Source organism: Pseudoalteromonas luteoviolacea (assembly GCF_018100925.1).
Classification (GTDB): Bacteria; Pseudomonadota; Gammaproteobacteria; order Enterobacterales; family Alteromonadaceae; genus Pseudoalteromonas; species Pseudoalteromonas obscura.
Genome location: NZ_JAGJEH010000001.1, coordinates 1 through 19118, shown reverse-complemented (window position 1 = coordinate 19118; position 19118 = coordinate 1). Strand labels below are relative to the sequence as shown.

The 19118-nt window shown below is 42.5% G+C and carries 6 protein-coding genes; 2 read left to right on the top strand and 4 right to left on the bottom strand.

Annotated features, from left to right (window positions below):
* Window positions 1-37: 37 nt before the first annotated feature.
* A complete protein-coding gene (locus tag J8M00_RS00030) occupies window positions 38-2257 on the top strand; it encodes a DUF6351 family protein (protein ID WP_247687164.1) in 2220 nt (739 codons plus the stop codon).
* Between the two features lie 498 nt (window positions 2258-2755).
* Window positions 2756-3508 carry a hypothetical protein gene (locus J8M00_RS00025; RefSeq protein ID WP_211008337.1) on the top strand — a complete coding sequence of 251 codons (753 nt, stop codon included), beginning with the start codon at window positions 2756-2758 and terminating at the stop codon, window positions 3506-3508.
* A 574-nt stretch (window positions 3509-4082) separates the two neighbouring features.
* Here J8M00_RS00025 and J8M00_RS00020 read toward each other — a convergent pair.
* The 4 genes from J8M00_RS00020 to J8M00_RS00005 form a co-directional block, all read right to left on the bottom strand.
* The gene (locus J8M00_RS00020) at window positions 4083-8480 is read right to left on the bottom strand and encodes a hypothetical protein (protein WP_211008336.1); all 4398 of its coding nucleotides are present in this window, start codon (window positions 8478-8480) and stop codon (window positions 4083-4085) included.
* Window positions 8481-8509: 29 nt separating this feature from the next.
* Window positions 8510-8824 carry a hypothetical protein gene (locus J8M00_RS00015; RefSeq protein ID WP_211008335.1) on the bottom strand — a complete coding sequence of 105 codons (315 nt, stop codon included), beginning with the start codon at window positions 8822-8824 and terminating at the stop codon, window positions 8510-8512.
* Window positions 8825-8905: 81 nt separating this feature from the next.
* Window positions 8906-10567 carry a DUF5957 family protein gene (locus J8M00_RS00010; protein ID WP_211008334.1) on the bottom strand — a complete coding sequence of 554 codons (1662 nt, stop codon included), beginning with the start codon at window positions 10565-10567 and terminating at the stop codon, window positions 8906-8908.
* Between the two features lie 525 nt (window positions 10568-11092).
* Window positions 11093-19093 carry a tandem-95 repeat protein gene (locus J8M00_RS00005; RefSeq protein ID WP_211008333.1) on the bottom strand — a complete coding sequence of 2667 codons (8001 nt, stop codon included), beginning with the start codon at window positions 19091-19093 and terminating at the stop codon, window positions 11093-11095.
* Between the last annotated feature and the right edge of the window lie 25 nt (window positions 19094-19118).

The following is a 19118-nucleotide window of genomic DNA, read 5'->3' as shown; positions in this document are numbered from 1 at the left end:
TAAACTTATAAGTAGTGGTATGATCATAGAGGTGCGTATGATTAAAAAGTTCGTGTTGGCCGTCACTATTCTTGTCTTTGCAAGTTTTGCTTTTTGGCTATATCAGGACCTAACCAATGAAGACCGTAAATTTGCGGTGCAAAATAGTGCGCAAGCACACGCAAACCACTTACTGGACTTTAAAAGCCATATTTCTCAAATTAAAAGACCCCAAGAGTATTATCAGTTTCCAATACCTATCAACGGTATTGGGCCTAATACCAACTTATACTCTGGTCCCAATCAATACCCATTTTACTGTATGTCCCGAGACTCCTTACTTGGCCAGCCTGAAATAGACAATCATCAGGCACTCGGTATACCTGTATATAAAGATGATAAAATTATCGGATACAGTAAAGATTGTGGCGTCAAAACAAGAATTAAATACTACACATTGGTCAAAAACAACAATGTTTTTAAAGCTGTAAAAATAAACGATGTGAATACTGCAAAACAAACTAAAACGCCTTTATTCAGAGTCGAACAAGGAACCATTAATCGCTTTATCTATACGATTGTCATGCCCATTAAAAGCGTTGAAGTCGGTGATCGGCTCGCCAAAAGTAAATGGAATAAGCGCCTAGTTTATCAATTTAATGGTGGCTCAGGGATCGGGTTTAGACAAGGCCGACAAAAAGCGTCTCGAGTCATGACACGACAAGCGCAACAGTTGCTGGATGGCTATGCAGTTATTAGTTCAAGTGGCAATAAAACCAGTTATACCTATAACATGCTATTGGCAGAAGACACCGCGCGAAGAGTAAAAAAACAATTTACAAGCTTATATGGCAACCCCCTTTACACTGTTGGTGTAGGCGGTTCTGGCGGTGGATTGGCACAATACTTAATTGCGCAAAATAGCACTGGTATTCTGGATGGTTTAATTCCACTATACAGCTATCCAGACATGATCACCCAAACCGTTTACGCACTGGATTGCGATCTACTTAATAATTACTTCACCTTCAGAGCACAAGACAAAAAGGCTTGGCGCAACTGGGAGAGGCGCCGACTTATTGAGGGTATGAATGCCATCAACGGTTTCCCGCAAAAGGGCGGGTTTTTGCAGCCGATTAATCAGCTCATGTCTGGATTTGTACCAAGCTTCCCCAAAGGCAGTAGTGAATGCATTAATGGCTATTTTGGCCTTTCCGCCTTTATAAACAATCCCAGACAAGGTTTTATTAGAGAACACTTTACACAATACGTTGTAGATCAGACTAACTGGAGTTATTGGCAAGACATGTCACATGTATTTGGTGTCGATGAACATGGGCTTGGCCTCAGCACTTGGGACAATATTGGCGTTCAATATGGGTTAAATGCACTTAAGGACAAAAAAATTACGATTGATGAATTTTTACACCTCAATGCCAATATTGGTGCATGGAAGCCCCAACACCAAATGCAACAAGAAGAAATTGTCTTGCCACTCGGTCACAAGCTGCCAATCTGGCTCACTTTATGGGGCAACCACAATATTACCACTCCTATTAATGACATCGCACCGAGACATAGCGGTTCAATTGAAGCCATGCAACAGGCCTATCATTCCGGACAAGTGTTTATTGGCCAAATTGACATTCCTGTGATCGATGCGAGGCACTATCTGGAAAACGAATTAGATATGCACCATATGTCTGCCTCTTTCTATAGTCGTTTACGCATTGAGCAAGCACGCGGCCACAGCAAAAATCACATTATCTGGGTCGCGCACAAAGACTATAATCCGACTAAGCAAGCGTTCGATATGATGGACACTTGGTTAACCAAATTACAATCGTCGAGTAGTCAGGACGTGCTTGATGCGAAGCCAGATAATTTGGAAGACAGCTGCTTTGACCAAGATGGTTCCGTATTTGCTTCTGGTCAGGGCGTTTTTAATGGCAAATGGAATAATAATTTGGAAGGTGCGTGCCAAGCCCGTTTTCCTATGTTTAGTACAAGCAGAATTGAAGCTGGGGGTCATTGGGATGGTGCAATGTTCAAATGCCCACTTATGCCAGTGAAAACAGCCATTGAAAGCGGTGTATACGGAGTCATTGATATGTCCTTATATATCGACGAATTACAGCGTATTTTTCCTCAAGGAGTATGTGACTACAATGGCGTTGATATGGGCATACCACGAGAATACATTTCGAAAAAAAACAATACCATGGAAGATACTGAGTTAGAGTCAAGTACAGTGTTATTGACACAAACAAGGAATTAGAATCTAGTCAGAAATACACGGAAAAAGTGGAAACAATTGGTAAGGCGTGCAGATAGTAAATTATGAGTCAGGCAGGAACTTTTGTTTGTTCATCTATTTATCAATAGCCATCATAAGTGGTGATCTCATCAAGATTGCCACAACGTGAGTAGCTGGTCACAAAAAATACAGAAACGCATTTATTGGTTGAGATCTGCAACAAAATTACCTAACCGATAAACCTAAAGTACCAATATGGTTTTATAACCATATGTAAATTCGCATGTTTTATGCTTTTAATATTGCTAAATGCAAAAATCCATTTTATATTCATATTGTTCCAATAAAGTGAACTAGATTTTTACCTGAACATGGAAGTTCAACTTAACTTCTCTGCATAACATCTCAAAAGCGATTAAATACACAACACATTTAATTTGTTTAAAATTGTTATATTGTATTTTAGTTTAATTAAAAGAATACTAATATTAGGTACACTTTTTTATCGCGGGTACCAAAATGAAAATAAAATCGTTCGCAGCTATACCTCTTCTACTTTTAGCAGGATGCTCCACTGATACCACAGAATCTAAGAATGTCGAAACAGAATCCATCTGGGCCGATATATATGTTACATCACAAGGCAACGATAGCCGTGTTATTGCTGAGCTCAATGTCAGCAGCAGACATGGCAGTAATATTAAGCTGACTGGCAGAGACAGGCTAGAGGCCAATGCCGCAGGTGTTACCAAGGAATTAAAAAGAGACGATGACTTTTTTGATATTGATTATCGTGCTGTGTTCAATATTTCCGAAGAAGGCACTAGATATGTAGTGACCCTGACGAGAGATTCATTTGGCGACGCGCTAAAGACCACGCTGATTATGCCAAAGCCATTTACGATTATTACCCCTCAAGAAAACCAATCTTTTCATAAAACAGATACACTTGAAGTTAGTTGGTCAGATAACAAACAAAATAATACCCAACTTGATGCAAAACTTACAATAAGATGCAAAAAGAATGATGGTAATGAGGCCAGTGTTGTTGAAAATTATATTGATACCAATGATGACGGCAGCTTAAGTATAGACTTAGCGTCGCTTGAAGGTCTAAATGACTCTGTGCTCAATACTAAAAAGTCATGTGAAGGTGAAGTATTCATGGAGCGCTTTAACCACGGTACTCTAGATAGTCGATTCGCTGACAGCAGTCGAGCGCGAGCAATTCAACAACGTTATTCTAAAAAGTTTGAAGTTCGCATAAATTAGGAATGGCTATGACCATAAACAGCCTGATCTGACATTTTACTTTTCAAATAAAGTTACCAGTTTAATTAAAGTCTCTTATACAAACCAAACTGGTAACTCCAATGGCTCTTGCTATCCGCCTGTGATTAAACACAAAATCTGCTTACTCAACTTCACCTCAGTATAAAGACGTATGACTGAGTTTATTTAACTGTTGCTTGCAAGTAAAAAAACCTGCCGTGATAAAGCTGCACTCAATCAAAGCCATAGAGTAACCAAGGTAAGAAATCGAGTTAGTCATTGTTGCATATGCTATGCAACTCCAAAGAGGTCAGGCTTCAAAGCAGATTTGGATGGTTCACAAGAATAATGAATAAATGAGCGACTCCATCAAGGTAAAACCTGCTGTCGCAGAACACCGATGGAAACGCTCTTTATTAGTAAAGCAGTTTGGACTGAAAAGAACCTAAGTTAGAACTGACCTTACAACTACCCATTTTAAAACTGGTTATCGTTAGTTCAGTTCTAAATATCGACCAATTCCCACCAGTCCAAAAAGCCTATTCAATGAATAAGCTTTTACTGTTAATGGTATTTAATTTTGAACGCAGTACAATCTCGCCTGTTGGTCACAAGTTTGATTCGAATGGGATCTCCACGTTGAGTCTGTGCTATCCACATTACCAATCATAGAGCCATCTCGAACATACATATCCCACATTCCATATCTTGAAGAAAACCCGCCACATGCTTGCCAGTTATGTCTCGCGCCTGACGAGACCATGTTTGTCCACGCATAACCACTAACTTGATTACCATTTTCATCAAGGTTAATTGGAACGTTCAGGCTAGTCATTTGTGAAAACGAAGTCAAATTCGCTGCGGCTACTTTAAGATCAGGGCGGTAATAAGTAACCCCACTGTTGAAAAAGTATCCACTACTTGAATAGTTTCCAAGTATTATCGCATGATAATTCCCTTTCGGTAGCAAATTACTCGCATTAGCGGCCGCTTGACACTTAGCATCTGCACCCACAGTACCTCCCAAATCGGCGGTGTATGTCTGACTAGTAGCAAATATGAACTTCAAATCAGCCGGAGCGGTCCCTTCTAAAAATACAGTCCAATAATCTGTATGTGAATTTGGTCTGATCCCCTGATCATTAGGTACATCTTTCAATGCAATATACATGTGACCAGTAAATGGGAACCTTGTTAACTCACCCGCTTCATATGAATGCGATTCTGTCCATGTGATTTTCGCTGGGTTGTACTTCATGACATGTAAAACGGCATTATCAACATCAGTTTGGTTAGCTTTTCCTGCCAATGCGGTATCCATATCCGCCTTGTTAGCTTTCAGGCCAAGCGCTGTATCTACCGTTGTTTGATTTGCTTTACCCGCCAAAGCCGAATCCACATCCGCCTTATTTGCTTTCAACGCAAGTGCATTATTTACAGCTGTTTGATTGGCTTTACCTGCCAAAGCTGAATCCATATCTGCCTTATTAGCTTTCAACGCAAGTGCATTATTTACAGCAGTTTGATTGGCTTTTCCTGCTAATGCTGTATTTACGTCCACTTTATTGGCTTTCAGACCAAGTGCTGTATCTACTGCTGTTTGATTGGCTTTGCCTGCTAATGCCGTATCCATGTCCGCTTTGTTGGCTTTCAGACCAAGCGCCGTATCTACTGCTGTTTGATTGGCTTTACCTGCCAATGCCGTATCCATGTCCGCTTTGTTGGCTTTCAGACCAAGCGCTGTATCTACTGCTGTTTGATTGGCTTTGCCTGCTAATGCCGTATCCATGTCCGATTTGTTGGCTTTCAGACCAAGCGCTGTATCTACTGCTGTTTGATTGGCTTTGCCTGCCAATGCCGTATCCATGTCCGCTTTGTTGGCTTTCAGACCAAGCGCTGTATCTACTGCTGTTTGATTGGCTTTGCCTGCCAATGCCGTATCAAAGGTCGCTTTGTCCACTTTAGTTTCAAGTAAGCCTGTTACCGTAATGCTGTCTGCTTTTGATTCTAAGCCAGAAGTGAATTCAGCTTTTGTCACATACACGGTCATATCTGGTAAATCAGCTTTTAGTGCAAACTGAGACTCATCATAACTTGCGCCTTTCGCAAGTAACTGCCACGGCTGCTGCAGATTACCCTGAGGGTCTGTCGGAGGTACAGCTACTGTGTTTTGCGTTGCAATATATGCACTTCCCATATATGTGATCACATCGCCTGCAACAAACTCTGTAACTAAATTATAACCGCCAGCAATAAACTGAATACCAGTATCACCTTTAGATGCAAATAACACCCATTGTGCTGATCCGTCTTTCGGTGATAAGTTTGCTTGCTCACCAGCTGGGATAGCAACTTTTGCAATGTAAGCACTACCTTCAAAGGTAACAACGTCATCAACTGAATAAGCGGCAGTTGAAGACCAAGCACCTACGACTTGTAGGCCTTTATCACCCTTTTGGCCTTTTTCACCAGGTTCGCCCTTTTCACCTTTTTCGCCATCTTTACCATTGGCACCATCTTTACCATTTAGGCCGTTAGCTCCATCTTGGCCTTTTTCACCAGGTTCGCCCTTTTCACCTTTTTCGCCCGGTGCACCTGGAGCTCCCGGTGTTCCTGGTTCACCTTTTTCACCTGGTGCACCCTTTTCACCATCTAGACCATCTTTACCGGCTAAACCCGAGCCAACGCCATTAAACAATAGCAGCCAACTGTTGTTAGTATTTGATGGTGGAAGGTTTGGCTCGTCACCCTCAACTACAGCCGCGATGACTAGTCGAGCAACATAAGCGTTATTTTCATGAACAACAACATCGTCAACTTGATAGCCTTCTGTCGCACTCCAGCTTCCTTTGATACTTAAGCCGCGATCACCTTTATCGCCTTTGTCCCCTTTGTCCCCTTTTTCACCTTGAATACCCTGAATACCTTGGTCACCTTTTTCTCCTTGAATACCCTGAATACCTTGTGCACCAGGATCTCCTTTGTCACCCTTCAGGCCTTGTAGACCTTGGTCACCTTTTTCACCTTGGATACCTTGCGCACCAGGAAGACCTTGAATACCTTGAATACCTTGCTCACCTTTGTCACCTTTTTCACCAGCAGCACCAGGTTCACCAGGAAGGCCTTGAATACCCTGTTCACCCTTAGCTCCGTCTAGGCCATCTTTACCTGCCAGACCTGAACCCACACCATTAAATAATAACAACCAACTATTATTGGTGTTAGAAGGTGGTAAATTAGGTTCATTTCCTTCAACCACCGCAGAAACTGCGATTCTGGCGACATAGGCATTGTTCGCGTGTACAACAATATCATCTACGTTATAAGCCTCTGTTGCACTCCAATTGCCTTTGATGACAAGACCACGATCACCCTTATCACCTTTGTCACCCTTATCACCTTTATCGCCTTGAATACCCTGAGTACCCTGAATACCCTGCTCGCCTTGTTCACCTTTCTCACCGCGAAGACCTTGGATACCTTGAATACCTTGAATACCTTGAAGACCGGTATCACCTTTGTCACCTTTTAAGCCTTGTAAGCCTTGGTCACCTTTCTCACCAGGGATACCTTGAGCACCTGCTTCGCCTTTGTCACCCTTGTCGCCTTTATCACCTTGCAGACCTTTTTCACCTTGGGAACCAGCGTCGCCTTTTTCACCTTGCAGGCCTCTTTCACCTTGAAGTCCTTGCTCACCTTTAGCGATAAGCAAAGTCCAAACTCCTGGTGAGGCGATCGGTGCTAAATTGATGCCTCCTTCAGCTGGTGCAGCTACCTCAACAATAGAAATATATACACTGCCTTCAAAAGAAACTACATCGTCGATAGCATATGCTGCACTGCCACTCCACTCACCTCTGACTTGCAAGCCTCGGTCACCTTTTTCGCCTTGGATACCTTGAACGCCTTGTTCACCTTGAATACCTTGCTCGCCTTTTTCACCGGGCACACCTTGGATACCTTGTTCACCTTGGATCCCCTGAATACCTTGAATACCCTGGATGCCCTGCTCACCTTTTTCGCCCTTTTCGCCTTTCTCACCAGCAGTGCCAGGCGCACCCTGTTCACCAGGCAGACCTTGAATACCTTGCTCACCTTGCTCGCCCTGAGCGCCTTGCTCACCTTTAGCGACTAATAAACTCCACACATTTGGCGCTGATACCGGGTCTAGATTTGTCTGTTCATCTTCTGGCGCACTTATCGCAGCTACCGCAATATAGATACTCCCACCAAAAGAAACGACGTCATCCACTGCATATGCCGAAGTGTCACTCCACGCACCTTTTACCTGAAGGCCTTTATCACCCTTTTCCCCTTGGGCCCCGGTATCACCTTTTTCACCCTTTTCACCTGGGGCGCCTGTGTCACCTTTTTCGCCAGGTGCACCAGTATCACCTTTTTCACCTTGCGCACCAGGTTGCCCATCAGCACCATCTTTACCATCAGCACCATCTTTACCATCAACGCCGTCTTTACCATTAATGCCGTCAATACCATCCGCACCGCGCAGCCCTGTTGTGTCTCCTTTCCATTGACCATTTTCGTCAATAATCACGTTACCACCGACTGAGACCGATGTAGCATCAACTTCACCTTCAACTTTACTGGCGATATCTGCGTAATAAGCACTTGGCGCTGTATCAATGCTCAAACGCGGTGACATTTCTGAATCATCACCGACTGTGATCCCAAGTTCTAGGTCTTTGTTTTTAAATACTGCTGCATCAATCGCATTGTTTTGGCCAAGTCTGATTGAGTATGCACCGTCGACTACGTCAACATTTTCTGTCGACTCCCAAACAACCTGATCTTGTGAGTACAACTTAAACGTCATTGAAACCGTGCCGTTCACAGCTTCCTGAGTATTTGAATTAGTTAATGTACCTTGATGGTTAAGCTGAGCGGCAATTGCAGGCGCAGACATAGCGCTCACAGCTGCAAGGGCAACTGCTATCGCATTTTTAGTAAACATATATTCCCTTTATTTATTCTTTAATTTAATTAGTTCGTTGCGGCATTCGACAAGCTATAGTTTTCAGAGCTTGCTTTTTTAGTAACAATAGAGACTGTCGCGGCTAAATCATGTGCACCTGAAGTTGTTTCCTGGATGCGGCTGCTACCTAATTTAGATTGCTTCACAGTATGATCTGCGACTCCTTTATCGGGGTCTGGATTCGGTTTTGGATCCGGTTTTGGGTCCGGTTGAACAACAGGTTGGTTGCCTGCGTCATTTGACGCTTTATCACCACTACCGCCACATCCTGAAACGCTAAGACAAGCGAGTAGCGTCAGGGCGAGATAATGTAATTTATTCATTTTCGTTGTTTTCCTTTAATAAAATAACGTTCATCAATGAACTCGGTACTTTTGAAAGTGAGGGTGTATTAGTTTTGCTATTTATTCTCGTAACTTCCCTCCCGTGTTTACTGATAAAGCTTGATTATTGTGTGGGTTTATCTCTAAAGCGCGCGCTTTATACGCTTCAGCTTTATCATTAAGCCCAATTTGAGCAGCAACCTCGGCAGCTCGAATTAACATATATAAATTGTAAGGATATAGTTCTATTGCATGCTCTAAGCTTTTTAACGCTTTTTCTTCGTTACGCTCCATTATCAAATACAGTTCAAACAATCTTAGTGCCGCAAAATAATCATAAGGATTCACTTCAAGTGCATGCTTCACCCTATCTGTTTCACCTAGGCGGTACCCTGTAGTCGACAAGTTTCCTGATATTGTTTTTAAGGTAGACAAATAGCCTAAAATTATGATTATCGGTAGATATAGAAGAACGGGTTTTATTTCCAAACTAACAGTTCTGGAAAAGTAGTTATTTCCTCTCAAAAGCATAAGCGAGAATAAAAAAATCGAAAAAAACAAACTTGCAGGAGTTAAAAATACAGAGCTAAACATAGAATGGAAGTACAAGGAGAATACAGCCATAAAGATCCAAGCATCTACGTAATCCCCTTTCAACAAATTTACAAACGCCTGAACGAAAATAAAGCCAAAAATTACTAAAAATAAAGAGCCACCTATAAACCCAAGTTCACTGTAGAATTTTAACAATATGTTATAAGGTGTTTTCAATATACTTAGCTCAGTAATATAAGGAGAAGAGTTTTCTGTGCCCGCTTTTGCGTATTTCTGGTGAATTAATTCAAAGCTGTTTACGCCGACTCCATGCGGATTGTCCTTGATCATATCTAATGTATTCAAAAACAAATCCTCTCTTCCAGTGTCCAATGACTGAATCGATTTAAACTGCCTTTCCAGTTTTGATAAACCCAACTCATCAATAGCGTTAAAACTCACTATCGCGCACAAAAATGCAACTGAAATTGAAAAATACTTAATAGGTATTTTTTTTGTTTTGAGCAAAATAGTACATATGACCACTATTTCTCCCAGCAACAGCCCTAGGATAGTGCCCCGAATGTTTGACTCAACCAACAAGTGCATTAGAAATGCCAAACTGATAAGGCCACACAGCAAATGAGGGAAAGATTTACGCTTACTGTAAATAGATAAAACCAGTATTGGGATCCAGATATTTAATACATGACCTAGGTAATTCACAAACCCTATTGGAGAGAAGTTTTGGCTTGAATAAGGAATGTCCAACCAATATCTTTCGTAAATCGTAGCAGCGCTAAAAAATATAGAAGTATATAGAACGCTATCAGTTAGTATGCCAAATAGCTTTTCTTTAGAGAAAGAAGAAACGATTATATGTATCGATAAGGTATAAGCTAAAAACCTACAGATAAACAACAGGGATTCAAACGTGTTTGGAGCCCAAGCTAAAGAAACAAGCATGTATAAAACTAACATGCTAATTGTTACACCTATTAAATTAAGCTTAACAGCGTTGCAAGAGCGGATAGCATATATAAAAACAAGAGTACAAAAAACGTCAAAAGCCATCCATTTAGGATGATTATATTGGTAGTAAAAACCCTCATAATACGCAACCGAAATTACACATGAAAATATAATTACGAAGGTTTTTAAAGCTACTGAATTCGATAAGTATGAACTATCAAAAAGAGCAGAACTCATATATCGGCGCATTAATTCCATTTAAAAACATCAGACCACTTTAAATTAAGTGAGTTTATACACTTTAGTGAAATTAAGATCAACAAAAAACAAATTAATCGTCGTTTATATTAATCTTTTCATTGCCAATATAAGATGTGGAAAATACTACCCAAGACATACTACAAATAATAAAAGAACAAAAACCACAAAACACCCACAAAAACACCCCAAAAAATTCACACTGATAACAAAATCAACACATAATATTAGATTATTCTTATTGACGCTTATTCAACAACCTAGAGAAAGAACTCACACTCTTAGATACTTAAGTGAGCCGATGCAAACGATTAAACTAATACTGGGGCTGTAACCTTTAACAATTTTATGTAACATTAATTACATATAAGCACCGTCATTGATCGATTTTAAACAAGAGGTAGGAGAAATTCTGACACTCAGAATTAGCATGATACTTAAGCTGGAAAATGCAATTAAAATTAGACTGTCAGTGAGCGATTGCTCTCTGACAGTCTAGTTAACTTAAAATTGTACTCCGACAAACAACGAAAAATCACTGATGTTGTTTTCACTAATATCAAAGTAACGATATTGAACTCCTACCTCAAGGCGTTGATTGAACTTATATCCCAACTCAGCCCCCATAAAAGCATTTGTTTCACCCGCTTCATAACTTTGCAAAAAACGATTATCTCGCGTGCTGTTTATCTTGTATTCCCAGTCAAATGCACCAACAAATACTTCACTTGAAATATTATTCCAGGTAAACAAATCGTAGTTGACCTGCACAGTAAACCCTTCAGGTAAAACGGGTGCTATGCGCGACACCGCAATATGAGCCTCGGCTGGAGACAAACTCGTCCCTTCAAAATCAACTCGCCCTTGTCCTAAATCAACATACCCAATACCAACATGCCAACTCGGTAATAGCTCGTAATAGCTACTAACTGACCACGATTCACTTGTATCGTCCACATTCTTTATTTGTAAACCGGAGTTATTATTATCAACTCTATCACTGGCTCTCGCTTCGCCTAAAGTCCCCTTTAAAGTCCAGCTATCTGCATACGCAGTGTTAGAAAGTAAACAACTCATTGAAACCAAAGCAAAGCTAGGTAATATTGCTTTTCGTCTTCGTATTATTAACGCAGAAAGTATCACTATTAGGCCTCCTCCTAGGCTACCTGACGATTTATTTTCAATATTGACAGCTTTGTACGCAGTTACCGTCACCTGCGCCATCCCTTGAGATATTGCCCCTTTGCTATCCACAACTGTGTAAGTAACGATATCGACACCTTCAAAACCGGATCTGGGTGTATAGGTTAATGTCCCATCATCATTGATGCTTACGGCGCCATTTTGCGCAATCGCTTCTATGATTGAGAACGTATCACCATCTACGTCAAAGTCATTGTCAAGTACATTGATGGTTATTGCAGCCCTATCTGTTGTCGAAGCTTGGTCAAGCTGAGTCCTTGGTGCTGAATTCACCGCTAAATTAACTGTAACTGTGCTACTTGCTGTACCTCCTTGGCCGTCAGTAATACTGTATTGAATTGTGGCTAATCCCACAAATGTCAGTGGCGGAGTATAAATCAGCTTATTGTCTTCAATTATAACCACGCCAAAATCGACTGAGGCACTCGTAATAGTCAGAGCATCTCCATCGCCATCTGAATCATTCGCCAACACATCAATTTGAATTGATTGACCAGCCCCTACTGTTAACTCATCAGATATCGCAACTGGTAGATTATTGCCATTGCTGATCACCGCGACACCTCCTGGATCAATAATACTACCATTGGCAATGCCATCATCATCATTGGGGCCACCATCCACAATTTGTAGTTTTACGCACCAATGCCCCTCAGTTAAGCCAGCTTGCCACACATCACTACCCGGAGGAGCACAATAGCCAGGCTCTCCTAATGACGAAAATATTTTATTTTGCTCATCAACTGCAAAATCAACCCACTGGGTGCCTTTCAACTTGCGATATACAGCATTGACTGGTATCGGATTGCGCTGCGGAATAACAATGCTATAACTGTCTCCAGCTTGAGGAAGGCCAACAGCGATAAAATCAAATAGGCCACCTATATTTGTTGCCACATCATCCGCTTGAACTTCTTCTGGTAGCAACTGCACCCCACCGGTACTATTTTGTGCAATAGTCACTCCTTTTCGAATACATACGCCCGGCTCGCCTTCAATTAAAAATTGCGAAGACTCAGTCACCTGCTCTTGCATAACGTTACAATCGGTGATTGCATCTTGGTAATCGGGAATACCATCATTGTCAGAATCTGTGTGACCTTCTTCGTTGTCTGGGATCAGGTCTCCATCTGTATCTTGGCCAGTCAAAACTGCCAATTCGGGGACCACTTCTAGATATATTTGAGCGGTGCTTGAAAGACTTGGCTGCCCATTATCTAATGCCGTAATCGAAACACCATAAACACCTGTTGTCAGCGCCTGTGGGGAAAATACAAATTCATTTTCGACAGTGCTGATATTTTGTAGTTCGGTATTTAACGGTGCCCACTGCAATGAAACTGTATCGCCTAAGTTAGGATCTGTAACCTGTGCGGAAATGGTTACTAACTGTTCATTGGCAGTCACAGTGGTACGTCGCTCATTATTTTGAGAGGCACTTAATTCGATATCAGGTGCGACATTATCTTCAACAATGGTAATTTGCGTGGTGAATTTGGCTCCTCTATTTAACGTTTCATCCAACGTCACAATAATGGATTCGTTACCTTCGCTTTGCCCGTCTTCAAAAATATTGAATGTGATATGTCCTTCGATGCCCGAATTGATGGTGATTGAACCATCGGATAATGTATGGTCTGCGCTCGTTGCAGATCCAGAAATTGTATAAGGAACTTCCACAGGGTATTGAGCAGCCTCTCCATTTAAATAAACGCCTAAAGTAAAGCTCTGGCCTTCTGAAAGCAGAACATCTTTAGCCAAAGAAATTAACGGGTTGACGAATACATTCTGAGTTGCAAATGTACTCAAGCCATTGCTGTCCTCAGCTCTCCAAGTGGCAAGGTGCCGGCCAGGAGGGAACAACACGTTATTGTCGACGAGTGACACACCAATCACGTTGCCATTGCTGTCGGTAGCAGTGGCGTTCCCCAGGTTCACTTTGGTAAACAATGCGGTTGCGTCTACATTCACATCAGCCGGTACGGTGATTGAGGGTGGCGTGCCCTGTGCATCATTTCTATTTACCGTAAGCTCAGCTATCGCGCGACTTATCTCCCCCACTTCATCTTTAACAACATACTCGATAATAACGACACCATTGAAAGAAGCTTCTGGTGTATAAATAAGCTCACTTCCTTGGACCTGCACATTGCCCACTGAAGCCTGTGCACTCAACAGGGTAAGTGAATCACCAATATCAACATCACTGTCGTTACTCAAAACAGCCAAGCGGTAAGTTCCAGTAGCCTCATCAAAGGTTTCTTCAGAATAGCGGTCATCTTGCGCCTGAGGTGCGTCATTGACATTGTCTATCGTCATCACAACAGTCGCAATATTAGACAACGCCCCAGCTTTGTCCCTGACAGTGTAAGTGAAGCTATCATTGCCCACTTCATTTGTGCTGGCACTGTAGACGATACGGCCTAAGCTATCGATGGTCGTTTGCCCTTTTGTCGGCGGCGTGACTACGGTCACAGTTGATACATCAAGTTCATTGTTACCATCTACATCTAGGTCATTACCTAAGACATTGACGGCAAAAACCCCCTCTTCATCAAGCGATGCAGTATCGTCAGTGGCTACTGGAGCATCGTTGACCGCGTCTATTGTGAGTGTGACAGTGGCTGGTAAAGAGCTTAACCCTTCACTGTCAGTTAAAGTATATGTGAAATTAAACTGACCATTTTGATCTTGTACAGGGTCGATTTGCAAGCGGCCATCAGCCAATATTGATACGATTGCAAAATCAAACGTTCCGTCATTTTGCAATGTGATATTCGCGCCATTGAAACCCGCATCTTCGACATCATTATCATTACTCAATACGCTTAGAGTGACTTGTGTATCTTCTAGTGTATTAATACTGTCATCAGTCGCAATTGGCGCATCGTTCACTTGACCAATATTGATAGAAACACTGCCCAATTCAGATACTGTGCCATTGCTATCAGCTATGGTGTAAGTAAAGCTGTCAGCCCCTTCTTCATTTTCAAACGGCGTATAATTTATGGCTCCTGCTGCGTTGTTAACTACTACACTTCCTTTGACGGGCTGTGCTACCAGTGCTATCGCGCCGGTGGGAATGCCATCTTCAACATCTGTTGCAAATGCTCTTACATTGATACTTGTTTGCTGTGCATCTTCTTCAATATTTGCATTGATCGCTTGTACCTGAGGCCTATCATTTACGGGGGAAATGACGATCGATACCGTCGCTTTCTCCGAGTTATTTGACGTTTGATCAGATACAATATAGGTAAATAGGTCAGAGCCATTTACATCTAAGTTGGGCGTGTAAGTCGCTACACCATTTTCAATTGAAACAGCACCAATTGTTGGCTGATCAACTACGATTGCCGAAGAGGCCACGATATCCCCTTCAGGATCCGAGTCATTGTCCAGCAAGTTGATGGTAACTGCCGTGTCTTCATTCGTTTGCGCACTGTCGTCTTGCACGATAGGTGCTTCAGAAACTGGCGCAATTGAAATACTTGCGGTGACAACATTTGACAATGTCCCAAAGCTGTCTTGAATTCGGTAAGTGAAGTTATCGTTTTGTGTTTCGCTATCATCGTGCTGATATGTGAAACTACCATCAGCATTGATAGTAAGTGTGCCGAATGATGGCTGACTGATATCAACAATTGATAGAAAATCGGCGCTATCAAGGTCGTCGTCAAATACAAAGTTACTGCTGAGTAAGCCATTGCTAGCATCAACACCTAATGATCCACCTTCATTGACGTTGAAACTACGGTTAAGACCGACAGGTGAGTCATTGGTATTATTGACCGCAATATCAAAGGCCGCCAATGTCGCTGACGCTTGGCCATCACTCACTGACACCGTAATGTTTGTATAATTACCGACATCATGATCTTGTGGTGTACCTGTAAGTGCGCCTGTTGAAGGGTTAAAGCTAGCCCAAGCAGGCGCATTTTGAACACTGAAACTCAACGTATCGCCATCAACATCGGCCGCTACAGGCGTAAAGCTATACGCACTGTCTTCGTCCACAGATGTTAATGGAACACCGCCGATAGTCGGCGCATCGTTGGTATTATTTACTGTAATTGAAAACGCAGTTAGTGAAGTCGAAAGCTCCCCATCAGATACGCTGATCACAATATTGTTATACACTCCAACATGGCTATTCTCTGGAATGCCTGTTAACGCCCCTGTTGCGGTATTAAAACTAAGCCAGTTTGGCCTATTTTCAATCGTGAACGACAGAGCATCACCATCTTTATCGTCTGCGGTTGGCACAAAATTATATGTGCTGTCTTCGTTTACCTGCTCACTCGGCGTACCCGATATTTCCGGTGCGTCATTGATGTTATTAATGGTGATATTGACCGTCGCAAGGTCGGAGTCAATTTGCCCATCATTGACTTTAAACGTAAAGCTATCCTCGCCAAAGTCGTTTAGATTACCCGTGTAGGTCACAACATTATTACTGAGTAGGTAAGTCCCCCTATTTGGTTCACTTACAATTTGATAGGTCAGGCTGTCATTATCGATATCCTGAGCACTCAAAGTAATAGCAATGGCAGTTTCTTCATCCACATTAACTTGTTGACTTGTCACCGTTGGTTGGTCATTAATGGGATTTACGGTCAAGGTTACACTGGCAGCTTCAGAGTCGTCAGTGCCATCATTAGCTACAAAGGTGAAATTATCGCCACCATTAAAATCTGACGTTGGGGTATATAACCAAGTTGTACCTGACTGCTGTACTAATGTACCGTTGGAGACACCCGTTAAAATTCGGTAACTCAGTGAATCATTTTCTTGGTCCGTGGCATTTAACGTCACAACTAAGCTGGCATCTTCATCTAAACTAAGGGCTTGCGCTTGTGCCACTGGAGCGTCGTTGACAGGGGTCACTGTCATAGTGACTATTGCTTTGTTCGATGTTGCTCCCGCTGTATCTTGAACTGTGTAAGTAAATGAATCGTCACCAAAGTAATGCTCATTAGGTGTATAGACGATAGCGCCTTGTGCGTTTGCAACTGCCTGACCGAATTGAGGTTGGTCAATAACCGTAACACTTGATAGATTAAAGCTGTCATTATCATCAACATCAGTATCGTTACCCAGAACATTGACTTCAAAAGACCCTTCTTCTTGCAAGCTCGCCGTATTGTCGTTCGCCACTGGCGCATCATTGACCGGTGTAAGCGTCACGTTGACTGTCGCCGGATCTGACACTAACCCTTCGCTATCGGTCAGTGTATAGTTAAACGTAAGCACACCGTTTTGATCTGCAACAGGTGCAATACTTAACTGCCCATCGGCTTGAATCGTGACCACCGCTTTTGCGTAATTTCCTGCGCCATTTCCTTGATCTTCAAGTGTAATGTTGGCGCCATTAAAGCCTTGATCTTCAACATCGCTATCGTTGGATAGAATTGATAACGTAGTGCTGACATCCTCGTTGGTCGTCACGCTATCTCCAACAGCTACTGGCTTATCATTTATTGCACCTATGTTGACCGTAACGGTCATTGGTGCAGACACGTCGCCAGCACTATCTGCCACGGTATACGTAAAGCTGTCTGCGCCCGTTTGATTTGCGCTTGGTTGATAAGTAAATGTCCCTTGCAGTTGATCAATTGCCACCGAACCTTTGGCAGGCTGTGAAGCTATTGCTAAATCTCCCGTAGGAATGCCATCTTCAATATCCGTGGTTTGAGCACGCACCTGAAGCGGATCTGAATCGGTATCTTCGGAAGTATTGATCACCAACTCTTTTGCCACTGGAAGGTCATTTTGAGCAGTAATAGTCACCGATACTGTTGCAGTGTTAGAAGTGTTTTGCTGTGCATCTTTTACCGCATAGGTAAACGAATCACTTCCATTCTCATCGCTATTTGGCGAATATGTTGCAACGCCGTTTAATATGGTGACTGTGCCTTTTGTTGGGGCTGTGATCACAGTTGCTGACGATGCTACGATATCCTGCTCAGGGTCGCTGTCATTGGCCAGCAGATCTAAAGTTCCTGAATTGTCCTCTGTCACTGTAAGTACGTCATTAACAGCCGTAGGCGCATCTGCGACAGGCGTTACCGTAATGGATACCGTGTAGGTATCAGAAACTGAATTGGATGCGTCTTTGACTCGGAAAGTAAACTGATCTGCGTGGTTTTCACTTCCATCATGTTGATAGGTAAAGCTACCGTCTGTGTTCAGCGTTAACTGACCAAATGACGGGGCTGAAACCTGCTCTACTATTAATGTATCGCCACTATCAGTATCGTCATCGGTTGCCGTACTCAACAAGCCCGCCTGTGCGCTAATACTTAGCAGCCCCGCTTCTTCTGTAGAAAAACTAAAGGCTGTGCCATTCGGTGCATCATTGACATTGGTTACTTCAAGATTAAAGCTCGTCAAGGAGGCTGTATCCGTTCCATCGCTCACGGAGATCAAAATACCATTGTACTGACCTACATCTGAATCCGCTGGGGTACCAGAAAGGCTTCCTGTGCCCGAATTGAAGGTTAGCCAATTGGGTAAATTTGTAACGCTATAGGTATGTGTGTCTTGTTCATCAGGGTCAACCAGAGTTGGGGTAAAGCTATATGCTTGCCCTTGCGCAATGGAATTCGCAGGATCCCCACTAAGTGTTGGTGCCACATTGTATTTTTTGGTAACTGTATCAGAGATAAGGCTAGCACTGTTCCCAGCCGCATCAGTGATAATCACCGCTAACGTTAAAGTACCTTCTGCTAAGTTACTGACATTAACCGCAGATACCTGAGCCGTAGCAGCATTAATATTCCCATTGCCCGTAACAGACTGATTATTTGAGTCTGTTACGCTGTAAGTAAACGTGCCTGTCCCCTCTAAACCAGTTAACGTAAAACTCAATGCAGATTCATTGTCACGGTTGATCAATGTCTGATCGATATCTACTGCATGCCCACTAGGAATGCTGGTATCAACACTCAAGATCAACTGTTGTGCAGCTGTATTGGCATTACCTGCACTGTCTGTAAATTTACTCGCATTAATGTCTAAAGTAGCATTGGCTTCTGTATTTTCGTTAGGCGTAAACACAACACTATATTGCGTACCAGAACTTGCCGAAAAATTACTTAGGGTGCCACCGGATACACTGATGTCTTCGACAGAAAAATCATTGCTGGTTTCGCTTAATGTAATTGAAACAGTCGCCGTTTCTCCGACTTTAAGCGTAGGATCAGAGGCGCTGAACGTCGTTACCATTGGGCTTGTAGTATCTAACGTGCTGCTGGCGGTCACTGCTGTGGCTGCATTGCCTGCGGTGTCCGTTAAGGTCACGGATAAAGTCAGCGTACCGTCATTC